A 17,301-nucleotide genomic window follows, 5' to 3' on the forward strand; every position below is an offset into this window, starting at 1 on the left:
GACTATTTAAACTTTCTTCGATTACTTAATTTTTAGGAGGAATACATAATGACTGATCTCTATTCTCGTATTAACAAAGATGATGCTGTTGTGCTTTTAGTAGATCATCAAACTGGTCTTATGTCCGGACTAGTACGTGACTATGGTGTTGATGAATTCAAGAACAATGTTTTAGCTCTTGCTCATACTGCTAAGTTTTTTAATTTACCAGTTATTTTAACAACAAGTTTTGAAAACGGGCCTAATGGACCTTTAATGCAAGAATTGGTTGATCTCTTTCCTCATGCACCAAAAATAGCTCGACCTGGACAAATTAACGCATGGGATAATGATGATTTTGTAAAAGCAATCGAAGAAACTGGAAAAAAACAACTTATCATCGCAGGCGTAGTTACGGACGTTTGTGTTGCTTTCCCGGCACTTTCCGCTATAAAAGCTGGATATGAAGTATTTGCTGTTACTGATGCTTCAGGAACTTTCAGTAAACAAGTTGCAGATGCTGCCAATACACGTATGGCACATAGTGGCGTGCAACTTATGAACTGGTTTAGCGTAGCTTGCGAATTACAACGCGATTGGCGCAACGATGTCGAAGGTTTTGGCAATTTGCTTGCTAGCAATCTTCCAGGCTATCAAAATATAATTGGAAGCTATAGAGGAGCTCAGCGAGATCTTAGTAAACAAAATGCATAAATGTATCTCAAGGAAATAGCTTTAAATCACCTTTTTTAAAGTAGATAGTATAAATTTAGTGCTGATTAAATCAGCACTAAATTTAAATTAAAAAGTATAGTAGAGCTTCAATTGACAGAAGATACATTACTTTCAATAAACAATTGAAAAAGGAGCGTTTTATTATGAGTAATTTAGAATTGTTAAATCCGGAGAACAGTGCCTTAATTTTAATTGATTTTCAACCTCAAATGACTTTTGGAGTTGCAAGTATTGATAGACAAACATTGATTAATAACGTTATGCTACTTGCTAAATCAGCAAAAACTTTTAACGTACCTACTATTCTTACTACAGTTGAAACACGCAGCTTTTCTGGTTATTTTTGGCCACAAATTCTTGATATATTCCCAAACCATGAAATTATAGAACGTAGTTCAATGAACTCTTGGGAAGATCCGAAATTTGTTGAGGCAGTTAAAGCAACCGGTAGAAAGAAATTAATATTTGCAGCACTTTGGACTGAAGTTTGCCTTGCATTCCCTGTGCTTGAAGCAATTAAAGCTGGCTATGAGGTATATGCAGTTGATGATGCTTCAGGTGGTACTAGTTTGACAGCACATAACGCTGCTATGCGTCGTGTAGAACAAGCTGGTGCAATTCCAGTGACAGCAATTCAAGTTTTACTTGAATACCAACGTGACTGGGCACACAAAGACACTTATGATGCTGTAATGGAGATTGTAAAGGAACACACTGGTGCTTATGGTCAAGGTGTAGAATACGCATATACTATGGTGCATGGCGCGCTTCCAAGCAGGAAAATATGAAACAAGAAGGAGTAGCTGTCGAAGAGACTTATACAGGGAACACGATGGATGCCGGCAATCCAGTAACAACGATTGTTACATGGGAAATTCAAGAAGGTAGAGAAAAACAGTTTGAAACATGGAGACATGAAATTGAGGCTGCGGCTACTAAATTCCCAGGACATTTAGGTGTAAATCTAATAGTCCCAAGTAACGAATCCAGAGAGTATACTGTTATTTTTCGCTTTGATACGTATGAGCATCTACGTACTTGGCAAGAATCAGATGTTCGCCGGGATTTGTTAAAAACGGCGGAGCAATTTCAAGCCACTAATCCAACTTACAAAACTGAAAGCAGTTTGGCTTATTGGTTTGTTACTCCGAAAACGCCAGTTCCACCGCCAAAATGGAAAATGTCTATCATTACCCTTCTGGGTGTATGGCCTCTTAGCATGTTAGTTCCTAAAGTGATAGGACCTATTATAAAACATATGAATCCTATTATGTCAGCTTTTTTTGTTTCTGTATGTATAGTGTCCTTGCTATCATGGGTAGTCATGCCGATTTTCGGTAAATTATTTCATCCATGGTTACAAAATAATAGAAAGTAGACGAGGTGTGAACATGAATTTACCGGATATGATCTTATATAACGGAAAAATTACTACCCTTGACCCTTCTCAGCCTGAGGTATCTGCTATCGCCATAACTGATGGTTTAGTCACTGCAGTAGGTGGAGATGAGCTTCTTAATAGTGCCACGGAAAAAACAAAAAAAATAGACCTTAAAAGAAAGAGAGCTATTCCAGGCCTGAATGACTCCCATATACACGTGATTCGTGGTGGTCTGCATTATAATATGGAATTACGTTGGGAAGGCGTGCCATCACTTTTTATTGCTCTAGAAATGCTCAAAGAACAGGCAAGGCGTACACCTGCTCCTCAGTGGGTAAGAGTAGTTGGAGGTTGGTCTGAATTTCAATTTAAAGAGAGACGGATGCCAACATTAGAAGAGATTAATGCTGTTTCTGAAGACACGCCTGTCTTTGTGCTACATCTTTACGATAGAGCACTTGTAAATCGTGCAGGGCTACGTGCACTGGGATACACGAAAGATACCCCAGACCCTCCAGGCTGTTTAATTCAGCGGGATAAAAGAGGTAATCCAACGGGCCTTTTAATTGCTAACCCTAACGCTTCTATTCTTTATTCAAGTTTGGGTAAAGCTCCAGTACTTAATCTTGACGACCAGATTAACTCAACTCGCCATTTTATGCGTGAATTAAATAGATTAGGTATTACAAGTGCCATCGACGCAGGTGGTGGTTTCCAAAATTACCCTGATGACTACAAAGTTGTTGAACATTTAGCCGAGAAGGAACAATTAACTTTGCGTATTGCTTATAATCTATTTACGCAAAATCCTAATCATGAATATGAAGACTTTGCTTCATGGGCAAAAATTGTTTCTCCCGGTCAAGGAAATGATAAGTATAAAATGAATGGTGCCGGAGAAATGTTAGTATTCTCGGCAGCCGATTTTGAAAAATTTCAAATGCCACGGCCCGAACTAGCTACAGTAATGGAAGCCGACTTAAAGAAAGTAATTTCTCTATTGGTGGAAAACCGTTGGCCATTCCGTTTACATGCAACTTATGACGAGTCAATCACACGTTTCTTAAATGTATTTGAGGAAGTTAACAGAGAAATTCCTTTTAATGGGCTACGCTGGTGGTTTGATCATGCAGAAACAATCTCAGATCGTAGTATGGAACGTGTTAAGGCTTTAAATGGCGGTATTGCCATCCAAGACCGCATGGCTTTTCAAGGTGAATACTTTGTTGACTTATACGGAAAGGAAGCTGCAAAGCATACTCCTCCGATTTATCGTATGTTAGACCTTGGTATACCTGTTGGCGCCGGTAGTGATGCAACCAGGGTTTCCAGCTATAACCCTTGGGTTGCTCTTTACTGGATGGTTGCTGGAAAAACCATTGGTGGGCTTTCCATATACGATGAAAAAAATAAACTTGATAGAAAAGTAGCCCTGGAATTATATTCAAAAGGAAGTGCGTGGTTCTCTGGCGATGAAGGTAAAAAAGGAACCCTGGCAGTAGGTCAGTTTGCTGATATTGCTGTATTGTCTGCTGACTACTTTACTGTGCCGGAAGAAGAAATCAAAGACCTTGAATCATTGCTCACCATTATGGGTGGGCAGGTTGTTTATGGAAATAATGAATTTAAAAACTTATCACCTGAATTGCCGCCAGCATCACCTGATTGGTCACCGACGGGCGTTTATGGTTATGGTGGTGCTAACCTAGCCAACACTATACTTTCTCACGATTCCCATGATAACAAGTTACATAGTTGTAGTAACCCTCTCCATCAACACACTCATACCGTAATAGGAAAAGATGGAACTAAATGGGGTATTGGTTGTACTTGCTTTGCTTTCTAAATCAAAACCACCGGTATAATGCCGGTGGTTTTCTTTCTACAATAAGGATATATAAATTCAAAATAGCAGTGTATATCCCTACATGGAATCTGTTACTATGCGATAAGACCGAAGAATTGATTGATTAACTTAACTTGTTTTTGATAGCCTTCTCTCCTTGCAAAGTCTGTCCTTTTTTCCTTAATTAAAAGTCAATGGTATCCCCCTTTTTGATCGACTACACCACACATATAAATCCACTGTCCTTCGACTTTAATATAGATTTTAATTTTTTCAATTGTTACACTAGGATCATTATTATTTCTATTACACTGATACTTTTTGAGAATCATTTAACTTCTGCATAAAGATGCGTGCTGCAAAACTTAAAAATTTATCATCAAAGTGTATAAGATTAATATCTTGACTTGGTGTTGGATCAGTAATACGAACTATGCTCAAAGTATCATTATTAACAAAGTTAACCAGTGAAAGAGGTATTATGGCAACACCATGTCCATTGTATACAAGGCTCAATAGAGAAATAGAAGATTTTGTTTCTATATTTGCTTCAGATAAAGATAACCCTAAACTCTCACAATATATCTTAATAGATTCACGACAACTACATGAAACCATTACTCTACTGAGCCCTACTAATTCTCGAAAAGAAACAAATGATTTTTCATTCAAAGGATGATTTTTTGGAATTACAAGGACGAGCTCTTCACTATACAAAAGGGTGTTTGTTAATGTGTCTGGAATTTGAGCACTACGTGTAATCCCGAAATCAATATTTTTGTCAACGATTTGATTTACAGCAACTTCGGATTCTATAATCTTTACTACAATGTTGGGATAATGTTGTTGAAACTTCATAATATAAGGTGTTAAATAAGTGAGATCCTCTAATAAACCTCCTATAGTAATCACACCTCTTTTTACACCCTTTAATTCAAAAATTTCATTATAAACGTCATCAAATTGTTGCATGATAAATTTTCCTTTATCAAATAGCAGCTTACCCGCTTCTGTCATTTTGATACCTCTTCCAACTCGATGAAACAAGGGTGTATCAAGTTCACCTTCTAAAACTCGTATTTGTTGACTTAAAGTCGGCTGTGAAATACCTAGAACTTCCGCAGCTTTAGTAAAACTATTATTATTACAAACTTGAATAAAATACTCTAAATGACGTAATTCCATTCTTGATACCCACTCTCCGCTTTATGAAAGATTTATAATTTAAAGGACGATATGTATACATTAACATAACAACTTTATTTCATATTATACCGATTGAAATTACACGCTTTATTCATTTTGTATTATAATAAATTTACTACCATTTATTAATTTTTCCTCCTATTTATTTAAATTATATTTAATTAGGACATTACTAATTCGAGATATATTTCTAAAGATTTATAGTTCGAGTGCATAATACCCTAATTTTTTCAACTTTTCGATTATCATTTTTTTCTCAGTATAGTCCAAACCACCAAATATTTGCTGAATCGCCTCTTTATGCTGAGGAAAAATAATATCCATTAGTTCAATACCTTCTGAAGTAATTGACGCATACGTGACACGGCGGTCTTTAGGACATGGTTTTCGTATTAAGAACCTCTTCTTTTCCAACTTATCCACTACATACGTGATACTACTACTTGCAAGTAATATTTTGTCTCCAATTTTTTGTATAGGCTGATCGCCTTTACTATACAGTAGCTCAAGCACTGCAAATTCAGTTGGATTAAGTCCATAACTTTTTATATCCTCTTCAATACGCTTAGTAATTGACTGTACTGCCCTTGATAATATAACAAATAACTTTAAAGATAAGCTCTCATCGTTAATCACGCTCATAATTACCAATCCTTTACAAGTTATCTTGAATTCGAGATTCATTATATTATCGTCAAAATATTATGTCAATCATTCATTTTAGCTTTATCAATCCATTTATAATTTATTTCTCAACATATGACATATGGAATTAGAAGAAAACAATTGTTACTATATAAGTATCTCAATTACGTTATTTCTTTTAAAGAGAGCTTGTTTTTAATGGCAAGTTCTCTTTTGCCATATTCTAAATTGAATCCGGACAAATTTCAGATGATGAGTCTGCCCCCATGTATATGATATAGTTTTTAAACAAAGATTAGAGCTCTCCTACAGGAAGGAGAGCTCTAATCTTTCATATAAATATTCACCATTTTTATCATTGCGAGGACATCAAAACTTTAACTTGATGGGGATATGGTGCTATCTCAGTTAATAAATATTACAAACCATATATCTATCATATTTTTTATAAACAGGATTAATTAGATTTAAAAAAAGATTTCTTTTTCTTTACTCGTAATAAGTCACCTGTCCATCCTTTGAATCGCATATACATATACATACCCGCTGTTGTGAAAATAATAAATAAGAGAGCGATTAAATAGCTATATTTCCATTCTAGTTCAGGCATGTATTTAAAATTCATACCCCATAATGCTCCTAAGGCTGTCAAAGGCGTACTCACAGCAGTTAATACAGTAAGAGCTTTCATAATTTCATTCCCACGATGAGAAGAAACAACTTCTTGTAAATGAATCATCGTGTCTAATTCTTCTTGGTACTCTTTAACAAGTTGTAATCCACGCTCTAATTTTACGTGTGTTTGTTTATAACAAAGGGTGTTTGTTAGTTTTTCTAACCAAGCTTCTTTTAGGCCTTGTAACACTTCTTGTATTAAGCGAAACACATGTGTGTTCATAAATAATTCATGACGAATATGATAAATCCTTTCTAAAACTGCTATGTTATTATGATGGTAAAAATCCCATAATACATTTCTGAAATTGTTTTCAAAGTAGTCAACCTTTCGCAAATAATGAGATATAAACATTGATAAGATAGCACATAATCCTTCAGCGGAACTATTACAATTTTTTGTATCCATAGGGAAATTATGTATTAATTTTTGGAAATCCTCTTCCTCTTTTTCCTGAACTGTTATCAGTATTCCATCAGCTACGAAATAATGAAGAAATTTTTGAATTTTGGCGTCCTTTTTATCTTGATCATATAAAAACGAACCATATACACAAGTTTGACTTGGTGATAACGTATAAACATATAATCCATTTTCACAAGGAGAACTTATTTTCTTTACAAATTGAGCGAAATAAGATGTTACATCACGAGGGATTATAGAAGAAAGTTTTTCAAGCTCACTAGTTTTCACATGATACCAACTCCATTTCGTCATTTTTATGCATTCCATATTATTCTTCCTTTCTAAATAGTTTTATGTTTGATCGAATCATATCCGTAATACGAAATTTGTATGTAGGTATTCATGTCTTGGAGGAAGAGTTTTTAGATCATCTAAATTACAAAATAAATATCATAGGAGGTCTTATTCTTTTAAAAGGAAGACCCCCTATATATTAGTTATTTTTATTTTCAATTTTAAACATTTCCTCTATACAAGCACTTTTTATCTTTTCTTATAAAGAATTTATTATATGTGGAAAAGAAGCTACATAATTTGGCACGTCTATTCAACGAACTCCATTTCATTCGTTATTATAATTTGGATTCATATGCAGATTGATTGGTGATGTCCTCAAATACTTGACTCCCAATAATGTAGTATCCATGGAGTGCAGCCTCTTTCGAAGCGTCTACCATACGGAAAGAAGAAATTTCACTTTGCATTTTTTCAATTCGTTTTTTGTGGAGATCTACTATTCCTCCTGTCCAAATAATAGTGTTATACTGTTCTAACTTAAATTGTTCTTGTAATACACGCATGACGTCTTGGAAGTGTGCATCCAACTCTTTTTGAATCAAAGTATGAACCTGACTTGCCTCATGATTTTCTTCTCGACATTCATATCCTTTTTCTAATATGTTTGGCATGTCGTTAATATGCAATTGATTACTTTCACCCTCATGATTCTGCACGATATTCTTAATATTTCTCAAAGGCTTGCTACACCCTAGTTCCGCCTCATAATGATTTAAAATGACATTCTGTTTCATATCTGTTATTTCTACTGTACGAAATCCGCCATCAATAATTAAGATGCGATCTCGTTCCTGAATGATTCCCTCTTTTAAGAAATAGGCATGTAAAGCGACCGGTTGCTGAAGAATCAAAGCATTTTCCACCGTAATATGAATAAATTTCCCATCAATTTGTACGGAAGTTTCTTTTTTTAGTGCACGTTGTAATTGCTCATGCTGACTACCAAAACAAGTAACGGGGAGCCCGGTAACAACTAGAGGTAACACGACATTTTCTTTATAATCCTTTGCAATGCAACCAAATATTTGTTGTTTAAATCGTTCGCTTTCATAATAATTTTCTATTTCTTCGTCAAATGGAGGAAGAAACGAAGCGTCAGATTGATGTGCTTCATTTCCCATGTAGTATGCAAAATCTAAGTCTATAAAACTTACCTTTGTTAAATCTTCACTTTCAGCATGATTAGGTACAGGGGCTAGTGTGGAAGCTTCACTCTTGATTGTCATCTCAGAATCTACATCCTGTCGATATGCCCTTTTGGTAAAGCCAATTCCTACATCAATTGCATACAGAGATTTCATACTTTTTTCCTCACTTTCTATTTTTAGAGTTAAATCTAGGCACTCTCTTCTTTCTCTTCTTTCCCTTCTTTCACATATTTCTTTTCATTTTTCGTTTTTTCCCCGTCTAAGTTCTTACTATTTTCATTTATTTCGTAATCCTTTTCACCTGTTTTCTTTTTATTATTTTCGTTTTCTGTTAAGTCTTTAATGGTAGAAATGACAACTGGTGTGGCTGTAAGCAGTTGTGGTAATGTTTGTTTTGCAACATTAGCTGCAGTTACAGAAAATTGTTTACTTGTCTCAGTTACCTTCTCTAATGTTTCCTTTATGTTTCCTTCTTGTAGTTTTTCTTTTACGCTTTTTCCTTTTGTTTGTATAGCTTTCCGATTTTCTTTTTTTAATAGGGAGACTATGACTCCGGTCGTAATTCCAATCACAGCATATTTAAATATTGTATGTTTCATTTTTCTCATCCTTTTCTATTTTTATTTTCTTCCATGCTACAAACTAAAATAATTCCCTTACCTATTTATCAGATGTTGCAATCTATTACAGAGAATGATAGTTTTGCGGCTGCCTAGCATTCGCCATTGGTACTTCAGCTGTTACTAGGAGTAAAATCTTCCCTTGATCTAGTTTTTCTTCATATAAGTTAGCTTCCTCCTTCGACAACCCCATTTCTTCCATTTGATTTCGAAGTTCGTCCCCTTTTTTGGAGAAAAAGTTGATAATACTTGTTCCCAATCCTTGTTCTTTTACTCCAATAGTATTTGTGTTTGTATCATCCGCAATCCTTTTTGTTATATGTTTTTCATGTGCTAAAACATAAATGTCATCGTGGCGAACCCCTTGCAATTCTAGCTCTTTTACTTTCATAACTACTTCCTGTTCATTTTGATATTCATAAACTACCGTTTTTCTTTCATTCGTATGCATCGTATCTTTCCTCCTTTAGATTTTTTATTTTTTTATTTAGTTGTTATGTAATATGTAATACACCTATTTTAAAGATGTTAAACCTAAATTTTCAAAAAATTTTACACAATAGGTTATTCATGTTTTTAATATCAAAGAAATGTCACAAGCACTTTGCTTTGATAAAAGCGCTCCAAATAACGATTTGTTTGGAAGGTAAGCCCATTGTTTTATAGAAATCATAGCAAAATAAAAAAGCACTCCTTTTCAAAGAGTGCTTAAAAAAAACATACAACCTAATCAAAATATTTCTATTTTGATTACGGAAAGAAAGTCCTTATTAAAACATATGGTTGCTAATTTAATTGTGATCTGCCTTGCACCCAAGCAGCAATATCATTTATAACATACTCAGGGATATTAGCAGGACTATAATATTCATCTGGCTTACTTATTTCCCCATCACCCTCTGTAAAGAAATGATTTAACTTTGGATATAGTCGATAATCTACGTTATCTCGTTCTTTTAATTGTTCTTTCCAAAGAGGAATTTCAATTTTTGATTGAACTTGATAGTCTCTTTCTCCTTGAATAATAAGAAGCGGTGTCTTTTGTTCTTTTGACATTTCTGCCGCTTTAATTTTCCGTATAGAATCCCAAAATACTGCTGACCCTAAGTAAAAATCTTTTGGGGGATTCTGACCAGAGAAGTTGGGATCATTTAATAATTCAAATTGCGATTTGTAGAATTTATATTGATTCAGGTTCATTGCTCCAATAGAGAAAAGGTACTCAAATTGATCTAAAACAACGTCTTGGATCGTACGAGCTGGCCCTCCCATTACAATTGCTCCAGCAATATTTTTATTTTGGTCTTTTTCAATCATTTTCGGAAGCATCATTCCACCTTGACTATGACCAAGAATATATATTTGATTCTTATTTATTAGAGGCTCATTTTTAAGAAATTGAGTTACAAGAAGAGCATCATCTGTTGTCTCTTTATCAACTGTATAAAAGGGACTGAATTGTGTTTTCAACCCATGTTCATACGTTCTTTTATTATAGCGAAGGACAGCAATTCCCTTCGATGCAAGACCTTCAGCTAAATCGCGAAATGGTTTTAAAGCAAACGCTGTTTCATCCTGATCAGTTGCTCCTGATCCTTGAACAAGAATAACCGCTGGAAAAGGCCCCTTTCCTTTTGGAACCGACAATGTTCCTGGTAATGGAAATGCACCACTTCCAACTACTACTTCTTTATCAACAAATGACTCAGGCTTACTATATGATGGACGCTCTGCAACAGGACTAAACGACATGCTGAGTTGAAAATCGTCTATTTTTCCAGATGGATCTAGTTTAATTAGTAAAGGTACAGTCATTTTTTCAAAAACTAATTGAATCTCCACATTTGTATGAACAGGATTTGTCTCTTTTTGTGTAACCTCTCCAATTTCTATAAAAGAACCTGCTTGTAATTGAACTGGCAGTCCCTCCCAATAGCTCTTCAACCATTCTTCGGATATTATTTTCTGTAATGACCTTGAGGTTAAATCAAATGCAGATTTATAATCTTCACTATTCATATGGCGAATAAATGAAAGAGTAGTAGATATAATAGGATTTTCATCATCACTATTGTCTACTTTTTTTATAGTTGTGTTTGCTTCCTTTAATTTCGAACTAAATTGGTAGTTAAACGGATAGTTATATGTATCAGGATATAAGCTTGTTTTCAATACTTCCGTATTCCGTCCCTCATACAAACTTGAAGAACTCGTAAAATTTTTAGGTGAAATTACTTCCTCCGCATATGAGACTGAAGGAATTGCTATTGTAAAAATTGCACTGACAAGTAATAGCTTATTACTTATTCTTCTTTTCTTACCCATAATTATTGATTCTCCTTCCAAAATTTAAAATTTCTAATAGAACATGCCAACTATAAGGAAAATAAAAATTATTAAAGAGATTAATAATCTATTTTACGATCCCCCCTAACTAGTTAAAAATCTATCATTAACAAACTTCAATAAAAAATGCCTTCCCCCTCTTTTTTTATCATTGAATTTTTCAGTGACATAGAAGCGCAGCGCTGCATTACATGTAACTGACCCATGGGGTTCTCTATTCTAAAAGAAAGCAGCACCCCACAAGATACTTTCTTTAATTGTTCTCACTCTAATTTATTTAGATAATTCTCTTATTACTGTAAGATACATTTATTCTAAATCCTAAAACTCACTTATTTCTTGATAGGTTCTTAAGAAATATCAAAAAATAAAGAAAAAAGTTATTTGGTTATTCATTCCGCAAGCTTAATGCTCAAGTTAGTTTTTTTCACACGGTTAAACTTTATTAAGAAAACCTTAAGAAATTTCCCTCTATATTTATAAGAATTTTTTTCTATACTGAATCCTGTAAATGAACAAGAGGAGAAATGACCATGAAGAAGTTTGTAATTTGCATATTAGGAATAGGCCTTCCTATATACTTACTACCTTTCATATTACGCGGGGATTTAGACAGATTTAATCCGATTGCTGAAGAAAAAAATGTATATGCCGTTGCGAAAGGATATGGTTTTCCGGATTATCATCAAAAAGGAAAAGCTATGTACTCACTAAAAGCTGTTGATGAATTAAGCAATGAAAAAGAATATAATGTTGGAACGAACACACCTAATGATTTTATAAGAAAAACTTACTTAAAAATTCATGTGAAAGGAAAGTATGTGTATTCTTACGATATTATTTCTAAAGAGGATATTCCGGAGAAAATAAGGGGACAATTGGAGATAGCAAATAAATAAAAGAGCCAATTCATACGATTTGGCTCTTTATTCTCTCTCCCATCTACCGTTTGGATAATTCTTTCGGTAGATTTATTAAATTCGTTATCATTGTTTCAATAACCATTCTTCAATTACTTTCACTGTTTCATCTCGTTGTGCTTTTGCCGTAATTAAACTCGCATTATCACCTTTTTGCTCACCATACATGCCAAAATGAGCATGATTGCCCCCTTTTATCATGTGCATAGTTGTATTCTTTGACATGAACTTTTTATTGTTCTCTATTTTTTCTACAGTTGCTAAAGCATCTACTTCCCCGTAAATTGATAACATCGGAATCGACTTAGTAGAGAAGTCATCTGCAGGATACGAACCTAAGAAAATAATCCCGTCTACCTTGTCTTCATGTTGGAAGGCATACTTAGAAATCATAGCTCCTCCCATTGAATGCCCTGCAACATACCATTTTTGAACTTCCGGATACTGTTCAATTACACTGTCTACCTCATTTATTCCAAATATCGCTAAATTTAATGGCAACTTAGGCATTACTACAAAATGCCCATCTTTTGCAAGAGCTTCTCCTAAGTAACTATAAGCCTCGGCTTCTACTTTAGCTCCTTGATAAAAAATAACTCCTATATTTGCATCTTTCTCTCCAAAAACTATATAATCTTCATCTTTTTTATCATCTACTAAAGACAAAGCCTCTTTCGTTGGTTTATAAGTAAACTGAGACCAAGTTAAAAAAGTAATACTTCCAATCATTAAAATACCTAATACAGAGTACAGAACAATTTTTATCCATTTCTTCACACATATGACCTCCCTAAGATGTGTATATTCTATACTTTAGATTATCATTAATAAACATAAAAACTCGAGCATTTTCATTGTGCTCAAGTTTTCATTTACGTCTTTAATTTATACTATAAATTGTCCAAGATAAATATGTAGCAAATGCAGACCATAAAAAATATGGGATTAGCAACCATGCCGATACTTTAGATAAATTGGAAGAAAACATAATGAGAAGTAACGTAGTAATAGCGACTAGTAAACAATCTACTGTTGCTAAAAATAAATTTTTTTCACTAAATTGAAAGTAGCTGAACGCTTGATTACATATATAATTTAAAAGGAATAAAAACCAAAATGTTTTTGACTTGAATCCATAGTTGTTGTAAATAATTGCAACTGATAATGCAATAAGTCCAAATAATACAGCCCATATCATTCCGATTGTCATACCAGATGGTGTCCAAGACGGCTTTTCTAACGCATCATACCAAGTACGATCAATAGGGAATAAAACACTAGAAACATAAAACAAACCATATGTTAGTAAAAATACTATAATACTAGATTTTTTCATAAACATTCTCCTTTTTACTAGAAGATTATAGAAACTTTATATGATTAGTATGTCCTTGTAATGGATAAAATTCTAATATTAAAATTCAAAATACATATTGTTTAACCTATTTCATACAAATTCTTTCATACTTTTATATGCACAAAGGGCTCTCTCCCGTGCTGCCTTATGATCAACAATCGGAAAAGGATATGTATCCCCAAGTTTTATATTGGATTTTTGTAAAATATGCTCAGGTGCTTCCCAAGGCTTATGTATATATTTGTTTGGGATATCTCTTAATTCTGGTACCCATCTTCTTATATACTCTCCATTTTTATCAAACTTTTCTCCTTGTGTGATTGGGTTAAAAATACGAAAGTACGGTGATGCATCTGCTCCACTTCCAGCAACCCATTGCCATCCCATTGTATTATTTGCAATATCAGCATCTAGTAGTGTATCCATAAACCATTTTGCTCCTTCTTGCCACGGAATTAACAAATGCTTTACAAGAAAAGAGGCTACAGCCATTCTTGCCCGATTATGCATAAAACCTGTTTTCCATAGTTCTCGCATTCCCGCATCAATAAACGGATAACCAGTTTTCCCCTTTTGCCATACTCTTAATAACGCCTCTTCCTTATCCCACGGGAAATTTTCAAAGCTCTTATTAAGAGGTTTATATACTGTAAATGGATAATGATGTAGTAAATAATAAGAAAACTCTCGCCAAATTAATTGACGTATAAAGCTATTAACTTGTTTTTCAAAAAGACTACATTGTCTTTCGGTACTTTTATTTATTAAGTAATGAAACATTAGCTTTACTGATATTTGACCAAATGAAAGATACGGTGCCAACATCGAATGGACATTTTGATCTGGAAAATCTCTTCCTTCACTATAAGAGGCTAATTTGCTAGAGAAAAATTTCTTAAATGTTTTATATGCCCCTTCTTCTGTCGGATCCCATATTACTTCCATATGAGATGTCCACGGTATAATCGGCAACAATTGTAATTCTGAAACAGATAAGCTTGCTGGTAAAGAGTTCCCCCACTTTATACTCTGCACTCTGCTAAAAGGTTTAGGTATTACCTGCTTTTGAAATGCATTGTAAAAAGGCGTAAACACCTTATATTCAGTGTTATCTTTCTTTTTAATAATCCACGGTTCTAATAATAAATGCGAATTAAATTCTTTACAGATAATACCTTTATCCTCTAACATCATTTTCATTTTTTGATTAGATTGTAATCTGTCCGGATCATAACAAATATTCCAATATACAGCCGTTATATCTAATTGCTCTATGAGAGAAAGTATTTCTTCCTCCGTACGTCCTTTACGAATTATTAAAGTAGAGCCCAATGCCTCAAGTTGCTTCTTTACATCTATTACAGCATGGTGCAACCACCACTTTGACGCACTTCCTATTGAAAAAGTTTCATCTTGTATATATACAGGAAGAACCTCACCAGACTGAACAGCCTCAAATAGAGCTGGGTTATCATATAAACGAAAATCTTTTTGAAACATAACAATAATTTTATTTTGCATGGCTATCCTTTCCCATTCTTAAAGCAAAATTCATTCTTTATTAGAACAAATACTTCTGTTATTTTTAAATGATTATAAGAATCATTTTTTGTAATTGCAAACAAACTCTTCTATCTTTAATAGATTTTTCCAACTCTTAATAAACATAAAAATATAATGCACTTTGTACTTATCTTAAACTCTTATAAAATAAAAAAGAAAATGGAGAGAAAGATGAAAAAACAATTTTATAAACAATCAAACTTAAATACATCTATAGATTCAACAATCCTATGGACTTTTCAAAACCAAAATGCCATAAATACACTTTTGAATGAAGGTAAGCTTATAGCCGATCCTATTTTTGTTAGTAAAGAAGATTGCACAGCATATAAATACATTGTAAGACACATGAAACAGAAAGGTATTGACTTTATTATAGATTTACCCATTTGGGCATGGCATTCATGCAATGGTTACCAAAAGAAGCCTACTTATGAGACTGCAAGAGAATTACTATCAGATATTCAATTAGAGAAAGAAATATACCTCATCGAATTCACATGTCCTAATTTTTTATTCATGTTAACAAACTATAGCGGATGGTGCGACATTTATTTTAAACTTACTGGCAATCCTAAAGCAAGTGTAACAAATGATGAAGAAAAATACTTATTTAATCTTTACCCTACCATTGAGGAAGAATGGGAATATCATCATATCCAAGCAACTCTACCCTACCTAAAAAAAGAATGGATTATACAAATAACTGAACTTAGTAAAATGAATGGATTTAACAAATAATATTGTTTATGAATGCTTTATTTAAGCATTCATAAACATAACAAATAGTCACATGAAACTAATACATTTAAAATAGCGTTTTTTTATAATGGAACCCTAAATAAGCTCCTTACTACTATGATTTTGTATACATGCAGTTTACTCATTTAGTTTTGGTCTAGTTTGTAAATATAAATTCAAATCTGGACTTGAACCGTTAATAATTATATCTCGAACAATTTTAGAAAGTACCATACTATAAACTAATCCATTATCTCCATACGCATAGATAAAGTGACAATTTGGAAACTCTTCATACATTCCAATTATAGGTAAACCATCATGAGTACCACCATAAAAAGCACTTAAATAAAATTCAGGTTCAACTGTTATATTAGGAAAGAGCTTATTAAATTCATTCACTAATTTCTCTTTTTTATGGATTAATTTTGAATCTCTTTCTTGAGCAATGTTTGTATCTTCATCTAATCCACCTATAATAATCCTATTATCTGCAGTAGTCCTCATATAAATATATGGTCTCGCAGTTTCCCAAATGAGAGTGCGTTTATACCAAGAAGATAAATCTTCCACAGGATTAGTAACAATTGCATATGAGCTAATCAGTGTAGCATTCTTTTCCTTTTTAAATTCCAATCCTTCATATCCTGCAGCCACAATTACTTTATTGGCAGTAATAGAATTGCCCTCCTTTGTATAAAAGATAGCACATTCTTTCTCTAACTTTTTGCCAACAATCTCTGTATCTTCATAAATGTGAACTCCTTTATTAGAGGCTTGTTCTAATAAACTATGTGTAAATTTATAAGGATTTATTTCACCATCATTATACGTATAAATAGCTGCACGTTTTTTAAATGGATATCTCTGTCCAATTTGTTTTTCTGATAACCAAGCCGCTTTAAAATCATGCTTATGTAAATAATACAGTTCCTTTTCTAATTTCTTTATATCCTCTTCATAACTTGCATAATATAAGCTGTCGCGTCGTTTAAAGTCAGAGCAATAAGGCAAGTTTTGATCAGCATATTCAATATCATTAATAGCTTGTTCACATAATTTCATATGCTTAACTGCATACTCTTCCCCAAATGTATTTACAAGTTCAAAAAACATCTTATCACCTAAATATTGAATAAGTGCTGTATTTGTAAGGTTACTTCCATGTCCTACCTTTCTTTTATCAACGATAACAATATTTAAATCTGATTCACTCAAATAGTATGCTGATTGAGCACCCGAACTTCCTGCTCCTATTATTAGTACGTCACATTTTATATCTTCGTCCAAACGAGGATAAGAAGGTGTATTAGAAAAAGTCGTGTTCCAATATAATTTCCCTTTCTGTAAATCCATTTTAATTGCACCGTCCTAAA

17 protein-coding genes are annotated in these 17,301 nt (G+C 33.5%); 6 read left to right on the plus strand and 11 right to left on the minus strand.

The genetic code is table 11. The features are described from left to right. Nucleotides 1-48: 48 nt before the first annotated feature. The 4 genes from ycaC (at nt 49) to ACTFO4_RS12960 (ending at nt 3,941) form a co-directional block, all read left to right on the plus strand. Nucleotides 49-693: an isochorismate family cysteine hydrolase YcaC gene (ycaC, locus tag ACTFO4_RS12945; RefSeq protein WP_000131227.1), complete on the plus strand. Its 645-nt coding sequence runs from the start codon at nt 49-51 to the stop codon at nt 691-693. Between the two features lie 164 nt (nt 694-857). Then, nucleotides 858-1,502, plus strand: coding sequence for a hydrolase (locus ACTFO4_RS12950; RefSeq protein ID WP_000067162.1), 645 nt, complete (start codon nt 858-860; stop codon nt 1,500-1,502). Beyond that, nucleotides 1,499-2,092: an antibiotic biosynthesis monooxygenase gene (locus ACTFO4_RS12955; RefSeq protein WP_078421379.1), complete on the plus strand. Its 594-nt coding sequence runs from the start codon at nt 1,499-1,501 to the stop codon at nt 2,090-2,092. The genes ACTFO4_RS12950 and ACTFO4_RS12955 overlap by 4 nt, the downstream gene beginning before the upstream one ends. Nucleotides 2,093-2,105: 13 nt before the next feature. After that, nucleotides 2,106-3,941: an amidohydrolase gene (locus ACTFO4_RS12960; RefSeq protein ID WP_001052854.1), complete on the plus strand. Its 1,836-nt coding sequence runs from the start codon at nt 2,106-2,108 to the stop codon at nt 3,939-3,941. A gap of 306 nt (nt 3,942-4,247) precedes the next feature. Here ACTFO4_RS12960 and ACTFO4_RS12965 read toward each other — a convergent pair whose 3' ends face one another. The 7 genes from ACTFO4_RS12965 to ACTFO4_RS12995 all read right to left on the minus strand — a co-directional run bounded on the left by ACTFO4_RS12965 (nt 4,248) and on the right by ACTFO4_RS12995 (nt 11,323). Next, complete coding sequence (locus ACTFO4_RS12965) at nt 4,248-5,126, minus strand: LysR family transcriptional regulator (RefSeq protein WP_000423188.1); 879 nt, start codon at nt 5,124-5,126, stop codon at nt 4,248-4,250. A gap of 219 nt (nt 5,127-5,345) precedes the next feature. Next, nucleotides 5,346-5,789, minus strand: coding sequence for a MarR family winged helix-turn-helix transcriptional regulator (locus ACTFO4_RS12970; RefSeq protein ID WP_000111425.1), 444 nt, complete (start codon nt 5,787-5,789; stop codon nt 5,346-5,348). Between the two features lie 460 nt (nt 5,790-6,249). Continuing rightward, on the minus strand, nt 6,250-7,200 hold the full coding sequence (locus ACTFO4_RS12975) for a magnesium transporter CorA family protein (protein WP_410987916.1): 951 nt from the start codon (nt 7,198-7,200) through the stop codon (nt 6,250-6,252). Nucleotides 7,201-7,505: 305 nt separating this feature from the next. Further along, complete coding sequence (locus ACTFO4_RS12980; RefSeq protein ID WP_017673629.1) at nt 7,506-8,531, minus strand: ParM/StbA family protein; 1,026 nt, start codon at nt 8,529-8,531, stop codon at nt 7,506-7,508. 35 nt (nt 8,532-8,566) lie between these two features. Continuing rightward, nucleotides 8,567-8,977 (minus strand): peptidase U61, encoded by a 411-nt coding sequence (locus tag ACTFO4_RS12985; protein WP_410987915.1) that lies wholly within the window; start codon nt 8,975-8,977, stop codon nt 8,567-8,569. An 85-nt stretch (nt 8,978-9,062) separates the two neighbouring features. Further along, complete coding sequence (locus tag ACTFO4_RS12990; protein WP_000557320.1) at nt 9,063-9,449, minus strand: general stress protein; 387 nt, start codon at nt 9,447-9,449, stop codon at nt 9,063-9,065. A 335-nt stretch (nt 9,450-9,784) separates the two neighbouring features. Then, complete coding sequence (locus tag ACTFO4_RS12995) at nt 9,785-11,323, minus strand: alpha/beta hydrolase (protein ID WP_410987914.1); 1,539 nt, start codon at nt 11,321-11,323, stop codon at nt 9,785-9,787. A 554-nt stretch (nt 11,324-11,877) separates the two neighbouring features. Between ACTFO4_RS12995 and ACTFO4_RS13000 the strand changes: the two genes are divergently transcribed. Beyond that, nucleotides 11,878-12,243, plus strand: coding sequence for a YxeA family protein (locus ACTFO4_RS13000; RefSeq protein WP_000714885.1), 366 nt, complete (start codon nt 11,878-11,880; stop codon nt 12,241-12,243). Nucleotides 12,244-12,330: 87 nt separating this feature from the next. On the opposite strand, the gene ACTFO4_RS13005 is transcribed toward ACTFO4_RS13000, so the two are convergent. The 3 genes from ACTFO4_RS13005 to ACTFO4_RS13015 form a co-directional block, all read right to left on the minus strand. Further along, entirely contained in the window at nt 12,331-13,041 is a 711-nt protein-coding gene (locus tag ACTFO4_RS13005) for an alpha/beta hydrolase (protein ID WP_000758852.1), read from the minus strand. Nucleotides 13,042-13,144: 103 nt separating this feature from the next. Continuing rightward, entirely contained in the window at nt 13,145-13,600 is a 456-nt protein-coding gene (locus ACTFO4_RS13010; RefSeq protein WP_000749756.1) for a TspO/MBR family protein, read from the minus strand. A 111-nt stretch (nt 13,601-13,711) separates the two neighbouring features. Further along, the gene (locus ACTFO4_RS13015; RefSeq protein ID WP_410987913.1) at nt 13,712-15,142 is read right to left on the minus strand and encodes a cryptochrome/photolyase family protein; all 1,431 of its coding nucleotides are present in this window, start codon (nt 15,140-15,142) and stop codon (nt 13,712-13,714) included. 213 nt (nt 15,143-15,355) lie between these two features. Here ACTFO4_RS13015 and ACTFO4_RS13020 point away from each other — a divergent pair, with 213 nt between their 5' ends. Then, nucleotides 15,356-15,925, plus strand: coding sequence for a DUF3841 domain-containing protein (locus ACTFO4_RS13020; protein WP_000743889.1), 570 nt, complete (start codon nt 15,356-15,358; stop codon nt 15,923-15,925). A gap of 138 nt (nt 15,926-16,063) precedes the next feature. On the opposite strand, the gene ACTFO4_RS13025 is transcribed toward ACTFO4_RS13020, so the two are convergent. Next, complete coding sequence (locus ACTFO4_RS13025; protein ID WP_000365631.1) at nt 16,064-17,281, minus strand: NAD(P)/FAD-dependent oxidoreductase; 1,218 nt, start codon at nt 17,279-17,281, stop codon at nt 16,064-16,066. Nucleotides 17,282-17,301: the final 20 nt, after the last annotated feature.

This window comes from Bacillus cereus group sp. MYBKT14-1, assembly GCF_051915185.1.
GTDB lineage: Bacteria > Bacillota > Bacilli > Bacillales > Bacillaceae_G > Bacillus_A > Bacillus_A cereus.

Excerpts from the sequence above, each read along its gene's own strand:
- ACTFO4_RS13025 (WP_000365631.1), bottom strand. The coding sequence starts at position 17,281 with ATGGATTTACAGAAAGGGAAATTATATTGGAACACGACTTTTTCTAAT.
- ACTFO4_RS12975 (WP_410987916.1), bottom strand. The coding sequence starts at position 7,200 with ATGGAATGCATAAAAATGACGAAATGGAGTTGGTATCATGTGAAAACT.
- ACTFO4_RS13020 (WP_000743889.1), top strand. The coding sequence starts at position 15,356 with ATGAAAAAACAATTTTATAAACAATCAAACTTAAATACATCTATAGAT.
- ACTFO4_RS12960 (WP_001052854.1), top strand. The coding sequence starts at position 2,106 with ATGAATTTACCGGATATGATCTTATATAACGGAAAAATTACTACCCTT.
- ACTFO4_RS12950 (WP_000067162.1), top strand. The coding sequence starts at position 858 with ATGAGTAATTTAGAATTGTTAAATCCGGAGAACAGTGCCTTAATTTTA.
- ACTFO4_RS12965 (WP_000423188.1), bottom strand. The coding sequence starts at position 5,126 with ATGGAATTACGTCATTTAGAGTATTTTATTCAAGTTTGTAATAATAAT.
- ACTFO4_RS12970 (WP_000111425.1), bottom strand. The coding sequence starts at position 5,789 with ATGAGCGTGATTAACGATGAGAGCTTATCTTTAAAGTTATTTGTTATA.
- ACTFO4_RS12985 (WP_410987915.1), bottom strand. The coding sequence starts at position 8,977 with ATGAAACATACAATATTTAAATATGCTGTGATTGGAATTACGACCGGA.
- ACTFO4_RS13015 (WP_410987913.1), bottom strand. The coding sequence starts at position 15,142 with ATGCAAAATAAAATTATTGTTATGTTTCAAAAAGATTTTCGTTTATAT.
- ACTFO4_RS12990 (WP_000557320.1), bottom strand. The coding sequence starts at position 9,449 with ATGCATACGAATGAAAGAAAAACGGTAGTTTATGAATATCAAAATGAA.
- ACTFO4_RS13000 (WP_000714885.1), top strand. The coding sequence starts at position 11,878 with ATGAAGAAGTTTGTAATTTGCATATTAGGAATAGGCCTTCCTATATAC.
- ACTFO4_RS13010 (WP_000749756.1), bottom strand. The coding sequence starts at position 13,600 with ATGAAAAAATCTAGTATTATAGTATTTTTACTAACATATGGTTTGTTT.
- ACTFO4_RS12995 (WP_410987914.1), bottom strand. The coding sequence starts at position 11,323 with ATGGGTAAGAAAAGAAGAATAAGTAATAAGCTATTACTTGTCAGTGCA.
- ycaC (WP_000131227.1), top strand. The coding sequence starts at position 49 with ATGACTGATCTCTATTCTCGTATTAACAAAGATGATGCTGTTGTGCTT.
- ACTFO4_RS12980 (WP_017673629.1), bottom strand. The coding sequence starts at position 8,531 with ATGAAATCTCTGTATGCAATTGATGTAGGAATTGGCTTTACCAAAAGG.
- ACTFO4_RS12955 (WP_078421379.1), top strand. The coding sequence starts at position 1,499 with ATGAAACAAGAAGGAGTAGCTGTCGAAGAGACTTATACAGGGAACACG.